14 protein-coding genes and 1 tRNA gene are annotated in these 16,023 nt (G+C 71.9%); 5 read left to right on the top strand and 10 right to left on the bottom strand.

Annotated features, from left to right (window positions below):
* Positions 1–20 precede the first annotated feature (20 nt).
* The 5 genes from ACIRB4_RS19085 to ACIRB4_RS19065 all read right to left on the bottom strand — a co-directional run bounded on the left by ACIRB4_RS19085 (position 21) and on the right by ACIRB4_RS19065 (position 5,034).
* Complete coding sequence (locus tag ACIRB4_RS19085) at positions 21–2,057, bottom strand: copper resistance protein CopC (RefSeq protein WP_403292637.1); 2,037 nt, start codon at positions 2,055–2,057, stop codon at positions 21–23.
* A 22-nt stretch (positions 2,058–2,079) separates the two neighbouring features.
* Entirely contained in the window at positions 2,080–2,574 is a 495-nt protein-coding gene (locus tag ACIRB4_RS19080; RefSeq protein WP_403292636.1) for a copper chaperone PCu(A)C, read from the bottom strand.
* The gene (locus ACIRB4_RS19075) at positions 2,571–3,281 is read right to left on the bottom strand and encodes an SCO family protein (RefSeq protein ID WP_403292634.1); all 711 of its coding nucleotides are present in this window, start codon (positions 3,279–3,281) and stop codon (positions 2,571–2,573) included. The genes ACIRB4_RS19080 and ACIRB4_RS19075 overlap by 4 nt, the downstream gene beginning before the upstream one ends.
* A 35-nt stretch (positions 3,282–3,316) precedes the next feature.
* A complete protein-coding gene (locus tag ACIRB4_RS19070; RefSeq protein WP_403292632.1) occupies positions 3,317–4,099 on the bottom strand; it encodes a YcnI family protein in 783 nt (260 codons plus the stop codon).
* 113 nt (positions 4,100–4,212) lie between these two features.
* Positions 4,213–5,034, bottom strand: coding sequence for a hypothetical protein (locus tag ACIRB4_RS19065; protein ID WP_403292631.1), 822 nt, complete (start codon positions 5,032–5,034; stop codon positions 4,213–4,215).
* A gap of 206 nt (positions 5,035–5,240) precedes the next feature.
* Here ACIRB4_RS19065 and ACIRB4_RS19060 point away from each other — a divergent pair, with 206 nt between their 5' ends.
* Positions 5,241–5,693, top strand: a complete 453-nt coding sequence (locus ACIRB4_RS19060; protein WP_403292629.1) for an ATP-binding protein — start codon at positions 5,241–5,243, stop codon at positions 5,691–5,693.
* A 154-nt stretch (positions 5,694–5,847) separates the two neighbouring features.
* Here ACIRB4_RS19060 and ACIRB4_RS19055 read toward each other — a convergent pair whose 3' ends face one another.
* Together ACIRB4_RS19055 and ACIRB4_RS19050 are read right to left on the bottom strand one after the other, a co-directional pair.
* On the bottom strand, positions 5,848–7,335 hold the full coding sequence (locus tag ACIRB4_RS19055) for an aminopeptidase P family protein (RefSeq protein WP_403292627.1): 1,488 nt from the start codon (positions 7,333–7,335) through the stop codon (positions 5,848–5,850).
* A gap of 140 nt (positions 7,336–7,475) precedes the next feature.
* Positions 7,476–8,981, bottom strand: coding sequence for a PP2C family protein-serine/threonine phosphatase (locus ACIRB4_RS19050; protein WP_403292937.1), 1,506 nt, complete (start codon positions 8,979–8,981; stop codon positions 7,476–7,478).
* A 415-nt stretch (positions 8,982–9,396) separates the two neighbouring features.
* Here ACIRB4_RS19050 and ACIRB4_RS19045 point away from each other — a divergent pair, with 415 nt between their 5' ends.
* Both ACIRB4_RS19045 and ACIRB4_RS19040 read left to right on the top strand, forming a co-directional pair.
* A complete protein-coding gene (locus tag ACIRB4_RS19045) occupies positions 9,397–10,089 on the top strand; it encodes a bifunctional DNA primase/polymerase (RefSeq protein WP_403292625.1) in 693 nt (230 codons plus the stop codon).
* Positions 10,090–10,335: 246 nt separating this feature from the next.
* Positions 10,336–10,926 (top strand): hypothetical protein, encoded by a 591-nt coding sequence (locus ACIRB4_RS19040; RefSeq protein WP_403292624.1) that lies wholly within the window; start codon positions 10,336–10,338, stop codon positions 10,924–10,926.
* Positions 10,927–11,203: 277 nt separating this feature from the next.
* Here ACIRB4_RS19040 and ACIRB4_RS19035 read toward each other — a convergent pair whose 3' ends face one another.
* From ACIRB4_RS19035 to ACIRB4_RS19025, 3 genes are all read right to left on the bottom strand, one after another.
* On the bottom strand, positions 11,204–12,172 hold the full coding sequence (locus ACIRB4_RS19035) for a DUF5926 family protein (protein WP_403292623.1): 969 nt from the start codon (positions 12,170–12,172) through the stop codon (positions 11,204–11,206).
* A gap of 295 nt (positions 12,173–12,467) precedes the next feature.
* Positions 12,468–13,070 (bottom strand): ATP-binding protein, encoded by a 603-nt coding sequence (locus tag ACIRB4_RS19030; RefSeq protein ID WP_403292621.1) that lies wholly within the window; start codon positions 13,068–13,070, stop codon positions 12,468–12,470.
* A 93-nt stretch (positions 13,071–13,163) separates the two neighbouring features.
* A complete protein-coding gene (locus ACIRB4_RS19025; protein ID WP_403292618.1) occupies positions 13,164–13,985 on the bottom strand; it encodes a glycerophosphodiester phosphodiesterase in 822 nt (273 codons plus the stop codon).
* A 178-nt stretch (positions 13,986–14,163) separates the two neighbouring features.
* Between ACIRB4_RS19025 and ACIRB4_RS19020 the strand changes: the two genes are divergently transcribed.
* Together ACIRB4_RS19020 and ACIRB4_RS19015 are read left to right on the top strand one after the other, a co-directional pair.
* A complete protein-coding gene (locus ACIRB4_RS19020; RefSeq protein ID WP_403292616.1) occupies positions 14,164–15,627 on the top strand; it encodes a S1C family serine protease in 1,464 nt (487 codons plus the stop codon).
* Between the two features lie 45 nt (positions 15,628–15,672).
* A tRNA-Ser gene (locus ACIRB4_RS19015) sits at positions 15,673–15,759 on the top strand.
* The last annotated feature ends 264 nt before the right edge of the window (positions 15,760–16,023 follow it).

Below are 16,023 nucleotides of genomic sequence, written 5' to 3'. Positions count from 1 at the left end.
GGTTGTCGTCGCTCACGAGGTCAGCCGATCTTCACGTTCTTGTCGATGGTGGTCTGGTCGATGTCGGAGGTGCGGACGGTCACCTGGATCTGCCATTCGCCGGGCATCGGGATCTGTACGCCGCTGGCGCTCCAGTGCCCGGTCTGGATCCGGTCCGGTGCGACGGGGAGCGGGCCGACGTCCTTCTCCTTGAGGGTGAAGGCGACCTTGATCTCGGGGACGTCGAGAGGGCGCCCGTTGGGCCGGTCCACATAGATGTGCAGGGCGTTGGCTCCGGTGCGGCCCGGGTCGAGGCTCAGCCGTACGGTGCCCTTGCCGTCCACGCCCCCGGTGTCGAACGGGAGACGGATGTCGACGGGCCGGTCGGGTACGGCGGTCGAGCCGGTGGCGGAGGACCGGCCGGCCTCTTCCTCCGTACGTGCGGGCTCGGTCGAGGTCAGTACGGTCGTCACGGCGAGAAGCACCACGGCGACGGCGGCCTCGGTCAGTACGGAGCGCCGGAGTCCGGCGCGCTCGGGGTCGGCGTCCCGGTCCCGCTTGCGGCGGGCGGTGGCGACGGCGGCTCGCTGCCGGGCGAGCTGCGCGGCGCGCTCGGGATCGACGGCTTCCGCCCGCACGGCAGCCCCGGCGGCCTCGGTCTCCTCGGCTTCCTCGGCTTCCGCGACCGCCTCGGTCTCGACGGCCTTCTCGGCTTCTTCGGCTTCCGCGACCGCCTCGGTCTCGACGGCCTTCTCGGCTTCTTCGGCTTCCGCGACCGCCTCGGCCTTCTCGGCTTCTTCAGCCTCCGCACCCTCCGTGACCGCCTCGGTCCCTGCCGGTGCGCCGAGTCGCCGGGTCCAGCGGCGCGAGACCCAGGCGATGCCGACGAGCACGGCGACGAGTCCGATCTTGACCAGCAGGAGCTTTCCGTACGAGGTGCCGGTCAGCGCGGACCAGGAGCCGACCTGCCGCCAGGACTGGTACAGCCCGGTCGCCGCCAGGACGAGCACCGCGCCGAAGGCGATGGCGGAGAAGCGCTCCACGGCGGCCCGTTCGATCCCGGGGGCCCGGTACAGCGCGACGAGCAGGGTCACGAGGCCGCCGAGCCAGGCCGCCACCGCGAGCAGGTGCAGGATGTCGACGGGCATGGCGACACCCGGCTGGAGACCGGTGGAGGCGTGTTCGGCGAGTGCCCACGTACCGGCGATGCCGGCCGCCACCACCGTGCCGCCGATCGCGAGTCCGAAGGTGAGGTCCTTCTTCTCCTTCTCGTCGGTCCGCTTCGTGTACGCCCCGAACAGCACGGCCACGAAGAGCGCCGCCGCGCCGAGGAGCATCAGCCGGGAGATCAGCGCCGCGCCCGTCTTTGTCTCCAGGACCGCCTTGAGGCCGCCGAGGTCGAAGGCGTCGGCGAGCTCTCCCGATCCGGTGTACGGGTTGCGGAGCAGCAGCATGGCGAGGGTGGCCGCGGTGAGGGTCAGCCAGCCCCGGACCACGAGCCGTTGGACCGGCCGGGCGCTCGCGCCGCGCGGCCAGCAGGCGAGGACGAAGGCGCCGCCGCCGACGAGGACGGTGAAACCGGCGTACGCGAGGTAGCGCGCGATGCCGTACAGCGCGCCGACGAGTCCGCCACCGGCCTCCCGGTCGGGGAGGGCGACGGAGGTCTGCGACGGGGCGCCGATGGAGAAGGTGAAGGCGCCGGCGATGGGGTGGCTGTCGGCGGAGACGGTCTGCCAGGCCACGGTGTAGGTGCCTTCGGGCAGGCCGGAGCGGAGCCCCACGCCGTACCGGACGATCGATCCGCTGCACAGGTCGCGGATCTCGCCGGTGTCGACGCGCTTTCCCGACGGGTCGAGGACCCGGATCGAGTCGGCGCTCATGGCGACCTGTTCGGAGAAGGTGAGGTTGACGTCCTTGGGGGCGGTGGCGACCACCGCCCCGTCCCTCGGGTCGCTGCCCGTGAGCGCGGCGTGCGCGGACGCGGGGGCGGCACCGGCGAGCAGGGCACCCAGAAGTGCGGCCACGACGAGCAGCAGCCGGGTCAGGGCGGTTCCGAGGCGCGGGGCGGTGGCTGGCATGTGTGTCAGTCCCTCGACTGGCTCAGTGCTGCTTCGGGTTGTGGGTGGCGGCCTCGACGGGGAGGTCGACCTTGATGGGGCCCGACTTCTCGAAGTGCAGCTCGATGCTGACCTTCTCGCCCTGCTTCGGCTTCTGCTTGATGTTCATGAACATGATGTGGTTGCCGCCGCGTACGAGCTTCAGCTCTCCCTTGGCGGGGATGTCGAAGGACTTCACCTCCCGCATCTTCTGGTCCTTCGTCTCGTGGATCTCGACGTCGTCCGAGAGGGGGCTGGTGACGGAGGTGAGCTTGTCCGCGGTGTCGCTGTCGTTCTCGATGGTCAGGAAGCCGCCGGCCATGTCCATCACGGGCTGGGGCATGAAGGCGCCGCTGACCTTCAGCCGGGGCTCGTCGGCGGAGCCGTCGGACGAACACCCGGTCAGCGCCGCCCCGGAGGCGAGCGCTATGGCGGCGAGAAGGACGGTGGTGCGGGTGGTGCGGGTGGTGCCGGTAGTGCGGGTGGTGCGGCGGTTCACGGGTTCTCCCCCTTGATGAGCTTCGGCAGGTCCTTGGCGTATTCGTCGACGGTGGTGTCCTCGCCGTACAGGACGTAGCCCTGGTCGGTCGTGGGCGAGAACGCGATCACCTGGGCTCCGTGCATGGAGACGACCGAGCCGTCCTTCTCCTTCTTCGGCGGGTCGATGCCGATGCCGATCTGGCGGGCGCCCGCCTGGATGGTGGAGAAGTCACCGGTGAGGCCGGTGAAGGAGGGGTCGCCGGCGGCCGGCAGCCACTTGGCGAGCTCGGCCGCGGTGTCCCGCTCGGGGTCGGTGGTGACGAAGACGACCTGGAGTTTCTCCTGGTCGGCCTTGGGGAGCTGCTTCTTGGCGATGGCGATGTTGCTCATCGTCAGCGGACAGACGTCGGGGCAGTGGGTGTAGCCGAAGTAGATCAGGGTCGGCTTGCCCTTGGTCCGCTCGCGCAGGTCGTACTTCTTGCCCTGGGTGTCGGTGAGGACGAGGTCGGGCTTGGCGAACGGGCGGTCGAGGACGGTGGCCGCCTTGGTGGTGTCGGTGTCGCTGGAGACGTCGGCGACGGGGCCGACGCCGGTGCTCGTGGTGTTGTCACCGGACAGGCTGACGACGGCCGTCACGCCGAGGGCCGCGACGGCGGCGGCCACGGCGACGATCAGGGGGGCGCGTCGGCTGGGCCGGGCTTGTTCGTCGTTCTTCTGGACAGACATGGAGTTCTCTCTCGGGAAGGGCTCGGGCCGGGTCGTCAGGCCGAGCGGCGGCGTCCGGCGAGCACGCCGAAGGCCACTCCCGCGATGCCGATGAGGATGCCGACGACGCCGAGGACCCGCGCGACGTTGTCGCTGGAACCGGCGGAGGCGGTCTCGGTGTGGCCGGTGGCGCCGGCCTTGTCGCCGTGACCGGCCGAGCCGCCCTCGGCCTCGTCACCGGCCTTCTCGCCGGTCTGCTCCTCGGCCTTGTCGCCGGTGGCCGCGCCGCCGTGGTGGTCGTCCGACGCGGCGGAGAGCTTCAGTACGGGGGCCGGGTTCTGCGGTTCGGCCGCGCCCTCCTTGGGCTCCTCGATCCAGCGGACGACCTCGTTGTTGTCGTAGGTCTGGATGGCCTTGAGGACGAGCCGGTCGGTGGTCTCCGGCAGCTGTCCGAGGGAGAGCGGGAACTGCTGGAACTGGCCGGGCCCGATCTTCGAGCCGTCGGCGGTCCAGGTGACCTTCGAGACGGCCTCGTTGATCTTCTTGCCGTGCAGCTCCAGCGGCTTGGCGAGCTTGGCCTTGGTGACCTCGGCCTTCCAGCCCGGCACCGGCTGCGGCATGACGGAGGCGAGGGGGTGGTCGGTCGGGAAGTTGATCTCGACCTTGACGGTGGAGGCGTTGTCGCGCTCGTTGGGGACCTTGACGTTGACGGTCGCGTAGCCGCCCTTCGCGGCCTCGCCCTGGGGCTGCACGCTGACGTGCGCGAAGGCGGTGCCGGAGAGCAGGGCGACGGAGGAGAGGGCGATGCCGCCGGCGACGGCGAGACGGGAAACGTTCATGGGAGGACACTCCAGCTCTGAGGAGAAGGTGAGCGCCGCCCGGCGCGCCGACGGCCTCGACCGGTCGTGCGTGCGTGGGCGACCGCGGACCCGCTCCCTTCGAGCGGTCCGCGTCAGGCTGCGAGGACGCAGGCGGCGGCCGGCGGGCCGCGCCGGATCACCGTGTGCTGGAGTGCCTCCGCCACCGGCGGCGGGTCGTCGGCCGCGGTACGGACGGGGCGGCGCGGCACGCCCGCCGGGACCCCGGGAAGGCCGGCGAGCATCGCCCGTACGAGAGCGAGCGCGGCGCGCAGCGACTGGACGAGGGCGGCCTCGGCGAGCCCGGTCGCGCCCTGCGCGGAGAGCAGCACGAGCCGGCGCAGGGCGAGGTCGCCTCGGCGCAGCAGCCAGCCGGTGGCGAGCGCGGCCAGGAGGTGACCGATCACCATGGGCGGGTTCGGCAGCAGCTCGGCGCTCTGCGGAGCGCCGGCGGCCAAGTGGCCGGCGGGGTGGAGGTGCCCGCCCGCGGCGGCCGGGTCGAGGCCCGCGTCGGTGATGATCCGGCTCGCGTCGGCCGGGCTGAGGGAGGCGGCACCCGCGCCGCAGACCAGCTTGGCGGCCATGCGGATGAGCGCGTCGTTCGCCTCCGGGCCGAGGCCGAGGCCGCGGCCGGGCGAGGCGCCCGCCCCGGGCGCGAGAGGTCGCTGCCCGAGCCCGAACAGGGTGTGCAGCCCGAGCTGTCCGACGGTCAGCGCGCCGACGATGAACGGCAGCGAGCGTTCCCGCCCCGCGAAGAGCAGAATGCTCGCGAACACCCCCAGGAACCCGGCGAGCACGCTCCACAGGGCGATACCCGCGCAGGCGGCGAGGGCGTGGCCCAGGCCGGACAGCACGACACAGACCGCGGCGAACACCGCGGCCCGCAGCAGCTGGGGTCCGAGCGTGGGGGCAGACATGGCGGCCCCATCATCGCACCAGGGCCCCTGCCTCCATGCGGCAGGTCCGGAAGATCATACTTGGGGCGACTTCGCGCCGACATACACCGGCGCGTGGTTTGAGTGCATCCGCCGAATGAGGGCTGTTGTGCTCCCGGAGGGCTTACGGACGGCAGAGCGAGGCAATACGTATCGGTAATGTCGAGCCGCGGCCGGGAGGCTGGAGCATGAGCATCTGGTGGTCTCTCCATCTGCGGCGCGAGGCTGCGAGCGTTCCGCTCGCCAGGCGGCTTCTCCTCGGCACGATGGAGACGGCGGGCGTCGACCCGGACATCTCCTACGAGCTGTCGGTCGCGCTGACCGAGGCCTGCGCCAACGCCGTCGAGCACGGGGGCGACCAGGCCACGGGCGACGCTTCGGAGGCGTACCGGGTCACCGCCTATCTGGACGGCGAGACCTGCCGTATCGAGGTGGCCGACTCGGGTCCCGGGTTTCCGGGTGGCAGGCCCGCGACGGTCCAGCGGGCGGCCCCGGACGGCGAGAACGGCCGCGGGCTGCGGCTGATCGAGGAGCTGGCCGACCATGTCCACTTCGGCAACCGAACGGGCCGGGGCGGGGCCGTGGTCAGCTTCGACAAGATCGTGAAGTGGCGGGCGGACGCCCCGCTGGCGCTGACCTGACCCGCGCCGACCTGACCCCCGCTGATCTGCGCTGACCTGCACCGACCTGCGCTGACCCGCGTACATACGAGCGGGATCGCGGGCGCGAGAAAGCCCCCGCCGGTATCGGCACGCGGATCGGCGGGGGCTTTCTCATGCTCGAGGCGGCGCTGGGTCAGCCCTTCAGGCCGGCCATCCACGCCTCGACCTCGTCGGCCTGGCGCGGCAGCGAGTCGGAGAGGTTCCGGTTGCCGTCCTCCGTGACGAGGATGTCGTCCTCGATCCGGACGCCGATGCCGCGGTACTCCTCCGGCACGGTCAGGTCGTCGGCCTGGAAGTACAGACCCGGCTCGACGGTCAGGCACATGCCCGGCTCCAGCGTCGTGTCGACGTACGCCTCGGTGCGCGCGGCGGCGCAGTCGTGGACGTCCATGCCGAGCATGTGACCGGTGCCGTGCAGGGTCCAGCGGCGCTGGAGGCCGAGCTCCAGGACGCGCTCGACCGGGCCCTCGATCAGACCCCACTCGACGAGCTTCTCGGCGAGCACCCGCTGGGCGGCGTCGTGGAAGTCGCGGTAGGCGGCGCCGGGCTTGACCGCGGCGATGCCCGCCTCCTGCGCTTCGTACACGGCGTCGTAGATCTTGCGCTGCAGCTCGGTGTACCGGCCGTTGATCGGCAGCGTGCGGGTCACGTCGGCGGTGTAGAGCTCGTTGGTCTCCACGCCGGCGTCGAGCAGCAGCAGCTCGCCGGAGCGGACCGGGCCGTCGTTGCGGACCCAGTGCAGGGTGGTGGCGTGCGGGCCGGCGGCGCAGATGGAGCCGTAGCCGATGTCGTTGCCCTCGACGCGGGCGCGGAGGAAGAACGTGCCTTCGATGTAGCGCTCGCTGGTCGCCTCGGCCTTGTCGAGGACCTTGACGACGTCCTCGAAACCGCGGGCGGTGGCGTCGCAGGCCTTCCGCAGCTCGGCGATCTCGAACTCGTCCTTGACCAGCCGCGCCTCGGAGAGGTAGACCCGCAGCTCCTCGTCGCGCTCGGCGGTGACCTTGTCCGTGAGGGCGGCCTCGATGGCGGCGTCGTGGCCGCGGACCACGCGGACCGGACCGGTGGCCTCCTTGAGGGCGGCGGCCAGCTCGCGCACGTCCTTGGCGGGGAGGCCGAGCAGCTGCTCGGCCTCGGTCAGGGAGTGGCGGCGGCCGACCCACAGCTCGCCCTGGCCGTCGAGCCAGAACTCGCCGTTCTCACGGTTCGAGCGCGGCAGCAGGTAGATCGTCGCCCGGTGGCCGTCCTTCGTCGGCTCGAGCACCAGAACGCCGTCCTGCGTCTGGTCACCGGTGAGGTAGGCGTACTCGGTGGAGGCGCGGAAGCTGTACTCGGTGTCGTTCGAGCGGGTCTTGAGGTTGCCCGCGGGGATCACCAGCCGCTCGCCGGGGAAGCGCGCGGACAGCGCGGCGCGGCGGGCCGCGGTGTGCTCGGCCTGCGCGATCGGCTCCAGGCCGTGCAGCTCGGTGTCGGCCCAGCCGGACTTCATGTTCTCGGCCAGCTCGTCGGAGACGCCCTGGTACAGGCCGTTCTTGCGCTGCTTGATCGGCTCTTCGTCCGCTGCGTCGTCAGCAGCGAGATCCAACTCAGCTTCCGGGGTCTCCGGGGTGAGCTCCTCGGCCACGGGTCTGCCTCCTCTTGGTACGACACTGAACCTTCACCATCGTACGGTCGTACGGAAGAGGGCCCCAGGGCCGTAAGTCCCCTGGCCGACGAGGTGGCCGGCGGGGTGGTCGGCGGGGTGACCGGTGTGTCGTGTACCGCTCACTCGAAGCGGGCGGCGAGCAGGACCACGTCCTCTCCGTCGGCGGTGTCGCCGAGCCCGTCGGGCAGCATCGTGCGCAGGACGTGGTCGGCGACGGCGGCCGGGTCGGTCCGGTCCGCCTTCGGGACGCTCACGGCGGCGGCGTGCAGCCGGGCGAAGGCGCGGTCGATGGGGTCGCCGGTGCGGCGGAGAAGTCCGTCGGTGTAGAGCAGCACCGTTTCTCCCGGTGCGGGGACGAGCTCGACGCTGGGCGCCTCCCAGCAGGCGAGCATGCCGAGCGGCGCCGACAGGGAGGTCTCGACGAACTCGGTGCGGTGGTCCCCGATGATCAGCGGCGGGGTGTGCCCGGCGCCCGCCAGCACGATCTTGCGCTGCTTGGGCTCGCAGTAGGCGAAGAGCGCGGTCGCCGAGCGGGCCGGTTCGGTCAGCCGGAGGAGGAGTTCCAGGTCGGAGAGGACGGCGACGGGGTCCTCCCCTTCCATGACGGCGTACGCGCGCAGGGAGGCCCGCAGTCGTCCCATGGCGGCGAGCGCGCTGGGCCCGGTTCCGGAGACGGAGCCGACGGCGAGTCCGAGGGCGCCCTCGGGCAGCGGGAGCGCGTCGTACCAGTCGCCGCCGCCCTGGGGGCCGGTGCGGTGGCGGGCGGCGAGCTGGACGCCGGGGACGCGGGGGAGGCGGCTGGGGAGCAGCTCCTCGGCGACGGTGGCGACCTGGACCCGGGCGCGCTCCAGCTCCAGCAGGCGGGCGAGGTGTTCGGTGGCGTACCGGCCGTAGAGCCCGACGAGATGGCGCCGGCGTTCGGAGGGTTCGGCGGGTTCGTCGTACAGCCAGACGACGGCACCGAGTCTTCCGGCGGCCTCGGTGGCCAGCGGAAGGGCGTAACTGGCGGCGTAGCCCAGGCGGGCGGCGACCTCGCGGTGGCGGGGGTCGAGCTCGGCCTCGCCGAGCAGGTCGGGGACGGCGACGGGGCCGGGGATCGCGACCGGATCGGGGAGGCCTTCGAGGATGCGTCCGAAGGAGGTGGCGCTGCGCGGCACGGTCTCGATGGTGCCGAGGTCGGCGTGGGCGAGGCCGAAGCCGACGGTGGTGGCCGGGCCGAGTCCGTCGGCGGGTTCGAGGACCGCCATGCCGCGGCGCGCGCCGACGAGGCTGGCTCCGGCGCTGAGCAGTTCGTGCAGCGCGTCGTCGAGCGAACCGGTCCTGACCAGGCGCTCGGTGAGTTCATGGAGGGTGGTGAGGTCGGAGACCCAGCCGGCGAGCCGGTCCTGGATCAGCGCGCCGGGCGGGAGGGGCGCGGCGGGCACGCCCGGGAGGGGCGTCGCAGTGTGCGTGGGAGAGGGAACCGCTGAATCGATTCCAGCCACTTTCGGCAGGTGAGGGGCGCTCACTGCAGTCGGCTTTCCGACTGGTGCGTTTCGCGCAATAGCATCGCAAACCCCCATGTCATTCTGCGCCGCTATCCATGCATCCACATGTACACGCACAAGAGGAGCGATGTCCAGCATTGTCCCCACGGGACTTGTGGTGTCTATGGGGTTCTGCAGAAGGGTTGAAGTGCGAGGGAAGTTGGCCGAAAATTGCCCTCGGTGTGCACCTTTCGCGGTCGACTGGCGACGTTTGAAAGCGCGTCATCCCGAGCGTGCTGGGTACGTAAACGGTGACAGTCAGGGGCAGTTGACGCTGCTCCGGAACCTGACGCGGAGCCCGGGCGTCTTCATCGCCGCAGGCCGCACCGATCCCCGAGTGGCGGGGAACGTGTTTCGAGTGGCCCGAGTGGATGACGAGCTGCGGCTCGGTCCGTCCCGCCCCATCGGCACGGGGCGGCGAACCGCCGACCTTGTACGCGCTGATACGCACAGTGAACTGATCTGCACGTGGTGTGATGTGGATTCGGCGTTCAACGGAAAGGAACGAGCGCACATGCGCGAGATCCTCGGAAGGCGACGCAGGCTCCGGTTCCGGCGCAAGGAGAGGACCGCCCAGCTCGACGCGGCGCTCACCTGCGCTCTCGAGTGGGACTGGCCCGTACTGCCCGGCGTGGGGCTGAAGGCGACGACGCGGGCCGCGGCCCGTGGGTCGGGAGGGGCGGGCTGCGCCTGCCCGGACCCCGAGTGCGTGGTGCCCGGCGCGCACCCCTTCGACCCGGGACTGCTCGCGGCGACCACGGACGAGCGCATGGTCCGCTGGTGGTGGACGCGGCGGCCGGACGCGCCGATCCTCCTGGCGACCGGCGGGGGCGCGCCGTGCGCGGTGAGCCTGCCGGCCGTGGCGGGGGCGCGGGCCCTGGTCGCGCTCGACGCGATGGGCATGCGGCTCGGCCCGGTGCTCGCCACCCCGACACGATGGTCGCTGATGGTCGCCCCGTACAGCCTTGAGCGGCTGGGCGAACTCCTCTACGCGAAGGACAGCGTGCCCAGTTCGCTGCGTTTCCACGGCGAGGGCGGCTATCTCCTGCTGCCGCCGTCGGTCGCGGGCACGGGCCAGGTGCGCTGGGAACGCGCGCCGCTGGCCGGCTCCGCCCGGCCCTGGCTGCCGGATGTGGAGGCGGTGGTCGACGCCCTGGTGGAGGCGAGCACGGGAGCGCCGGGCGGCGGAAGCAGGCTCGCCTACTGATCGGCAGCAGGTTCGCCTATTGATCCGATTCGGGCCGGGGTGCGTGGCGTACGCGCGCGTCGGCCGAGCCCGTACGGGCACCGGCCTCGGCAACCGCGGGTTGTCGGGGCCGTTTCTGTCACCCGTACGGGTGCGAGCCGGGCCTACTTGCACGCAAACGGGCGCGCGGCGTGCGGTGCGCCCGTCATCCGCCGATATCTTCGGCCCACCGTTCACGAGTCGCAGCCAGCCGGGCAGGTGGGTCCCATGAATCTCCGCATGATCGGGCTGGGGGCCGCCGTGGTGTGCGCCACGCTCCTGCCACTGGGCGCCCTCGCGGGACCCGCGGCCGGTCCGGGCCCCTCCGACGACGCGAAGGCGGCGGACGCGGCGCACGAAGGCGGCGGTGCCGACGGCGGCCTGCTGTGGGGCACCGGCCTGGGAGTCGGGGGACCGGTTCCCGCGTCCGCGTCACCTTCGTCACCGGCGCCCGCTCAGCCGCCCGCGCGCGCCTCGCGCTGCGGCCCCGAACTCACCTCTCCGGACGGGATCGAGGCGCAGACCTGTGTCATGGCCGAGGGGCCCGACATCTGGGGGCGTACGTACTACCGCAATGCCACCGGCCGGGAGCTCGAATCCATCCTCACCCTGATGGGGCCCGGCGGACGGACCGTACAAGTGCGTTGCTCGATCACGGCACAGGACGAACCGGGGGCGTGCGAGACGCCGAAGGAGCGTGGCCGGGGAGCGGCTTCGGCCTATTCGGCCGTCGCGGAATTCGCGGGAGCGGGGGAGGGCGGGAGTGCGCCGCTGCTTCTGCGCTCCGGGAGCAACCCGGCTGGCTCGACCGGGAGTTGAGGCGGACCGATCGGGGGTTGAGCCGGGTCGACCGCGAGTTGAGCCGGGCCGAGCGGGAGTTGATCCGGGCCGGGAGCCCGATGCGGGCATGAGAAGGCCCGGTCGCTGGCGACGGGGGATGCACCAGCGACCGGGCTTCTAGAACCGTAACAAGAGATCTGCTGTTCGCAAATTCGATCTCGGTAATTCGGACAGGTATTTTTCCCGGCCTCTGCGGAGAGTTGTGGCCGAAGTCACCGACTGGTCGGTCTGTCAGTCACCACCGCCACCCCGGGCGTCAGCTGAGAGTGACCTGGCGGTTGGTCAGGCCACCGCGGGCCCGACGCTCCTCGGGCGTGAGCGGGGCGTCCGAGGCCAGCGCCGCGGCCAGCCGCTCGGCGAATTCGGCGGCCGGCTTCTCGCACTCCTCGGCGCCCATCGTCGTCGGCAGGTCCCAGACGGGAACCATCAGGCCGTGGGCCCGGAAGGAGCCGACCAGGCGGGTGTCGTCGCCCAGCGAGGACGTACCGGCCGCGTGCAGCCTGGCGAGCGCGTCGAGGAGCTTCTCCTCGGGGTGCGGCATGACCCAGCGCAGGTGGTTCTTCTCCGGGGTCTCGCACCAGTACGCGGATTCCACACCGGTCAGCTTCACCGTGGGGATCGCGGCGGCGTTGGCGCGCTCCAGGGAGGCCGCGACCTCGGGGTTGGAGTTCTCCGCGGATTCCGGAATCCAGAATTCGAAGCCCGAGTGCACGACCGGCGCAAAATCGCCGTTCGGGTCGAGCAGATCCTGCAGGCGGGGGCCCTCGGCCGGCACGCGACGGGGGGTGACCGGGGTGCCGGGCTCCGCCTCCAGGGCGCGCTGGAGCGTGTCCGCGAGATCGCGGGCGAGGTCGCCGGAGGCGGAGTCGTTCTGCAGCGCGAGGAGCACGGAGCCGTCGTCGCGGCGCAGCGCCGGCCACGCCATCGGCAGCACGGTCGCGAGCGTCACGGACGGTACGCCGTCGGGCAGCCCGTCCTTCAGCGTGAGCGGGACGGTGGCGGCGGGCACCAGCTCGCGCAGCGCGACCCAGTCGCACTCGCCGGGCAGGCCCTCGAAGGGGCGCTGGACCAGCTCGGTCACGGCGTGCGCGGCGGCCCGGCCGTGACACGCCTTGTAGCGGCGGCCCGAGCCGCACGGGCACGGTTCGCGTGCGCCGACGACCGGGATCTCCCCGTTCGTGACCTGTGCTGTGGCGGCCTTCGTCTGGGGGCGCTTCTTGGCCATGGTGTGGCTTTCTCCCGATAGCGGCAGTGCGGTGGTGCAGGGCGGTGGTGCAGCGCGGTGCGCGCTGCACGGCTCTGTGTCGGGCGAGCCTAGCCGCCCGAACGTGCCACGGGGCTCAGGCGGCAAGTCCGGTCCGCACGCTGGGCTCCCGCGGGGGCCCGGCGGGGCGTATGCGCGGCTGCCCGATCACCCGGGCTCGTCGTACGCGCCGCCCGTGCGGCCGGCCGGCTGATCGTCCGTACCGCCCGTGCCGCTGCCCGATCACCCGGGATCGTCGCCCGTACCGTCCCGGCGGTCAGTCCAGGTCGTCGTACGCGTCCAGGAAGTCGAAGCCGGAGCCGCCGCCCACCCTCGCCGCGAAGTCCTCGCGGCGGTGGCCTTCGGTGACGACCACCCAGACCGTGACCTCGCCCGTCGCGCTGTCCCGTACGCCCCAGTCCCGGGCGAGCGCGCTGATGATGTTCAGCCCACGGCCGCCGCGCGCGGTGACCGAGGGCGTCGACGGAACGGGTCGTGTGGGACCACCGCCGTCCGTCACCTCGACCGTCAGACCGCCCGTCGCGTCGATGTGCCAGGCCGCACGGACGTCCCCGTCGCCCATCTCTGCCCGGCCCAGCGGCCTGCCGTGCCGGCAGGCGTTGCTGAGCAGTTCGGAAAGGATCAGTACCGCGTCGTCGACGACCGATTCGGACATGCCGCTGCGGTGCAACTGCTCCCGCATACGGTGTCGCGCCTCACCCACGCCCGCAGGGCCATGGGGTACGGCCATGCTCGACGACGTGGGCACCTCCTGTGCCACCACCAACGCCACCCCCGAGACCTCCTTTGCCCCACGCCACGGTGTGGATGCCCCAATGGACTGGACCGGAAACCGGCCGATACGCGTGCGGTGACGCACTCGTGACGATCGCGTACGGACCGAACGCGCCGGTGCACTCCCTGTAAGCCGCGATACGGGAGGGAAAGGGGTTGAAGGCGTCTCAATAAGGGATTAAAGGCGTCCCAATTGGGACAGGACCTGTTTCGGCCGGTTGGTGATGATCGCGTCGACACCGAGCCGCTCGCACAGCTCGACGTCCTCCGGATCGTCGACCGTCCAGACGTGGACCTGGTGTCCGGCCTTCTGGAGCCGCATGATCACGGTGGGGTGGTGGCGGACGATCCGGATCGACGGCCCGGCGATCCGGGCGCCCGCGGGCAGGCGTCCGTCGCGCAGCCGGGGAGTGAGGAACTGGGTCAGGGAGACGGTGGGCAGGTGGGGTGCCGCGGCCGCGATCCGGAGCAGTGAGCGGGCCGAGAAGCTCATGACGCGTACGGGGGATTCCTCCGGGGCCGGCGGCGCGGCGAGGCCGAACCGCTGCAGCAGCTGGATCAGCCGCTCCTCCACCTGGCCCGCCCAGCGGGTGGGGTGCTTGGTCTCGATGGCCAGCTCGACGCGCCGCCCGGCGTCGGAGACCAGCTCGAGGAGCCGTTCCAGGGTGAGTACGGAGGTGAGGCCCGGGTCCTTCCAGTCCGGGCTCTCGCCCGCCTCCTCGCGGCCCTTCCAGACGCCGAAGTCGAGGGCGGCGAGGTCGGCGAGCTCCAGGGCGGAGACGGCGCCGCGACCGTTGGAGGTGCGGTTGACGCGCCGGTCGTGGACGCAGACGAGGTGGCCGTCGGCGGTGAGGCGGACATCGCACTCGAGGGCGTCGGCTCCGTCCTCGATGGCTTTCACATAAGCGGCGAGGGTGTGTTCCGGGGCGTCGTCGGAGGCTCCGCGGTGGGCGACCACCTGGACGGGGCCGCGGTTCGTGTGCTGCCGTGCGTGGGTCACCGCGACATGGTGCCATTGGCGGCGCGGTCGTACGGGATCGAGTCCGTTCTGTCCGTAAATAAAGAAAGACGTGCGGACGCACAGCTCCGGCTTACAGTGGCCTGACACCCTGTGGGAAAAGCTGTTCGCACACAGAGTCCGCATTTCATCCACCCGCGCAGTACACGAGGAGAGAGCTGTGAGCACCGAGAACGAGGGCACGGCGGTTCCGGCGGACCCGACTGCCCCGTCCGCCCCTCCCGCCCCTCCCACGCCTCCTGCCCCTCCCGTACCGCCTGCGTCGACGGTGGACGCACCCCAGCCGGCAGCGGTGCCGGAGGCGGCGCCCGGACACTCCCCCCGGTCCGAGCCCGCCGCGGCGCCGCTGCCTGTGACACCCCCGGCCGACGTTCCGGCCGGGGCGGCCGCGCACGCGCCGGCGGCCGAGCAGGCGTCGGGGCACGCGGGCGGCTGGTCCCCGCCCCCGCCGGCCGCACCGGTCTGGGGCGCGCCCGTCCCGCCGCCGCCGGCGAGCCCGCGCAAGCGGACGGGCGGCCTCGTCGCGGCGGTCCTGGCGGCCGCCCTCGTGGCCGGCGGTGTCGGCGGCGGCGTCGGCTACTGGGCGGCGGAGCGCGGGGAGAGCGGCACGAGCTCGACCACGGTGTCCGTGGGCGACTCCCCGGCCTCCTTCAAGCGCGACCCGGGCACGGTCGCGGCCGTGGCCGGCAAGGCGCTGCCGAGCGTCGTGACCATCCAGGCGAAGTCGGGCGCCGGCGAGGGCGAGGGCGGCACGGGCACCGGCTTCGTCTACGACAAGGAAGGCCACATCGTCACCAACAACCACGTGGTGGCCTCCGCGGCGGAGGGTGGCGGCACGCTCTCGGCCACCTTCTCCAATGGGAAGACGTACGACGCCGAGGTGGTCGGCCGGGCCGAGGGTTACGACGTGGCCGTCCTGAAGCTCAAGTCGGCGCCGGAGGGCCTGACTCCGCTGCCGCTCGGCAACTCCGACGCGGTGGCGGTCGGCGACTCGACGATCGCGATCGGCGCGCCCTTCGGGCTGTCGAACACGGTCACCACCGGCATCATCAGCGCCAAGAACCGCCCGGTCGCCTCGGGCGACGGGTCCAGCGGCAAGAACTCGTACATGAGCGCCCTGCAGACCGACGCCTCGATCAACCCGGGCAACTCCGGCGGCCCGCTGCTCGACGCGAGCGGCGCGGTGATCGGCATCAACTCGGCGATCCAGTCGACCGGCAACGGCTTCGGCCAGTCCCAGGCGGGCTCGATCGGCCTCGGCTTCGCGATCCCGGTCAACCAGGCCAAGAACGTGGCCGAGCAGCTGATCAAGACGGGGAAGCCGGTCTACCCGGTGATCGGCGCGACGGTGAACATGACCGAAGAGGGCGAGGGCGCGACCATCGCGGACCAGGGCGCGGGCGGCACGCCGCCGATCACCCCGAACGGCCCGGCGGCGAAGGCGGGCCTGAAGGCGGGCGACGTGATCACGGGCTTCGGCGACCGCCAGATCGACAGCGGCCCGACGCTGATCAGCGAGATCTGGACCCACAAGCCGGGCGACTCGGTGAAGGTCACCTACGAGCGCGACGGCAAGACGGCGACGACCACGGTCACCCTCGGCGAACGCACGGGCGACAACTGACCGGCTAGGCTGTCCCCCGCGCCGACCCTTACGGGTCTGGCGCGGGGTGGGTTGCCCGAGCGGCCTAAGGGAACGGTCTTGAAAACCGTCGTGGCAGCGATGTCACCGTGGGTTCAAATCCCACACCCACCGCAGCAGGTCAGAGAATGAGCAGGTCAAAGGGCGGGCTCCGGATTCCGGGGCCCGCCCTTCGCGTGTATGGAGGGGGTGGTGCGGGGTCGCGAGCAGGATCAGGAGGGCGCGGAGGCAGAGCGGTGGGGCGGGGTCGGCTGTGCCGGGGGTGAGCCGGTACACGTTACGGGTGGCGGCCGAGCCCGGGCGTCCGGGGTGGCGTTCGCGGCCTTGACAGGAGTCGTGGATCTGACGGACAGTCAGAAATCTCGTCGATCCGGGAGG

It is taken from the genome of Streptomyces sp. NPDC093600, from assembly GCF_044764755.1.
GTDB lineage: Bacteria > Actinomycetota > Actinomycetes > Streptomycetales > Streptomycetaceae > Streptomyces.
This window is presented reverse-complemented; position numbering and strand designations above follow the sequence as displayed.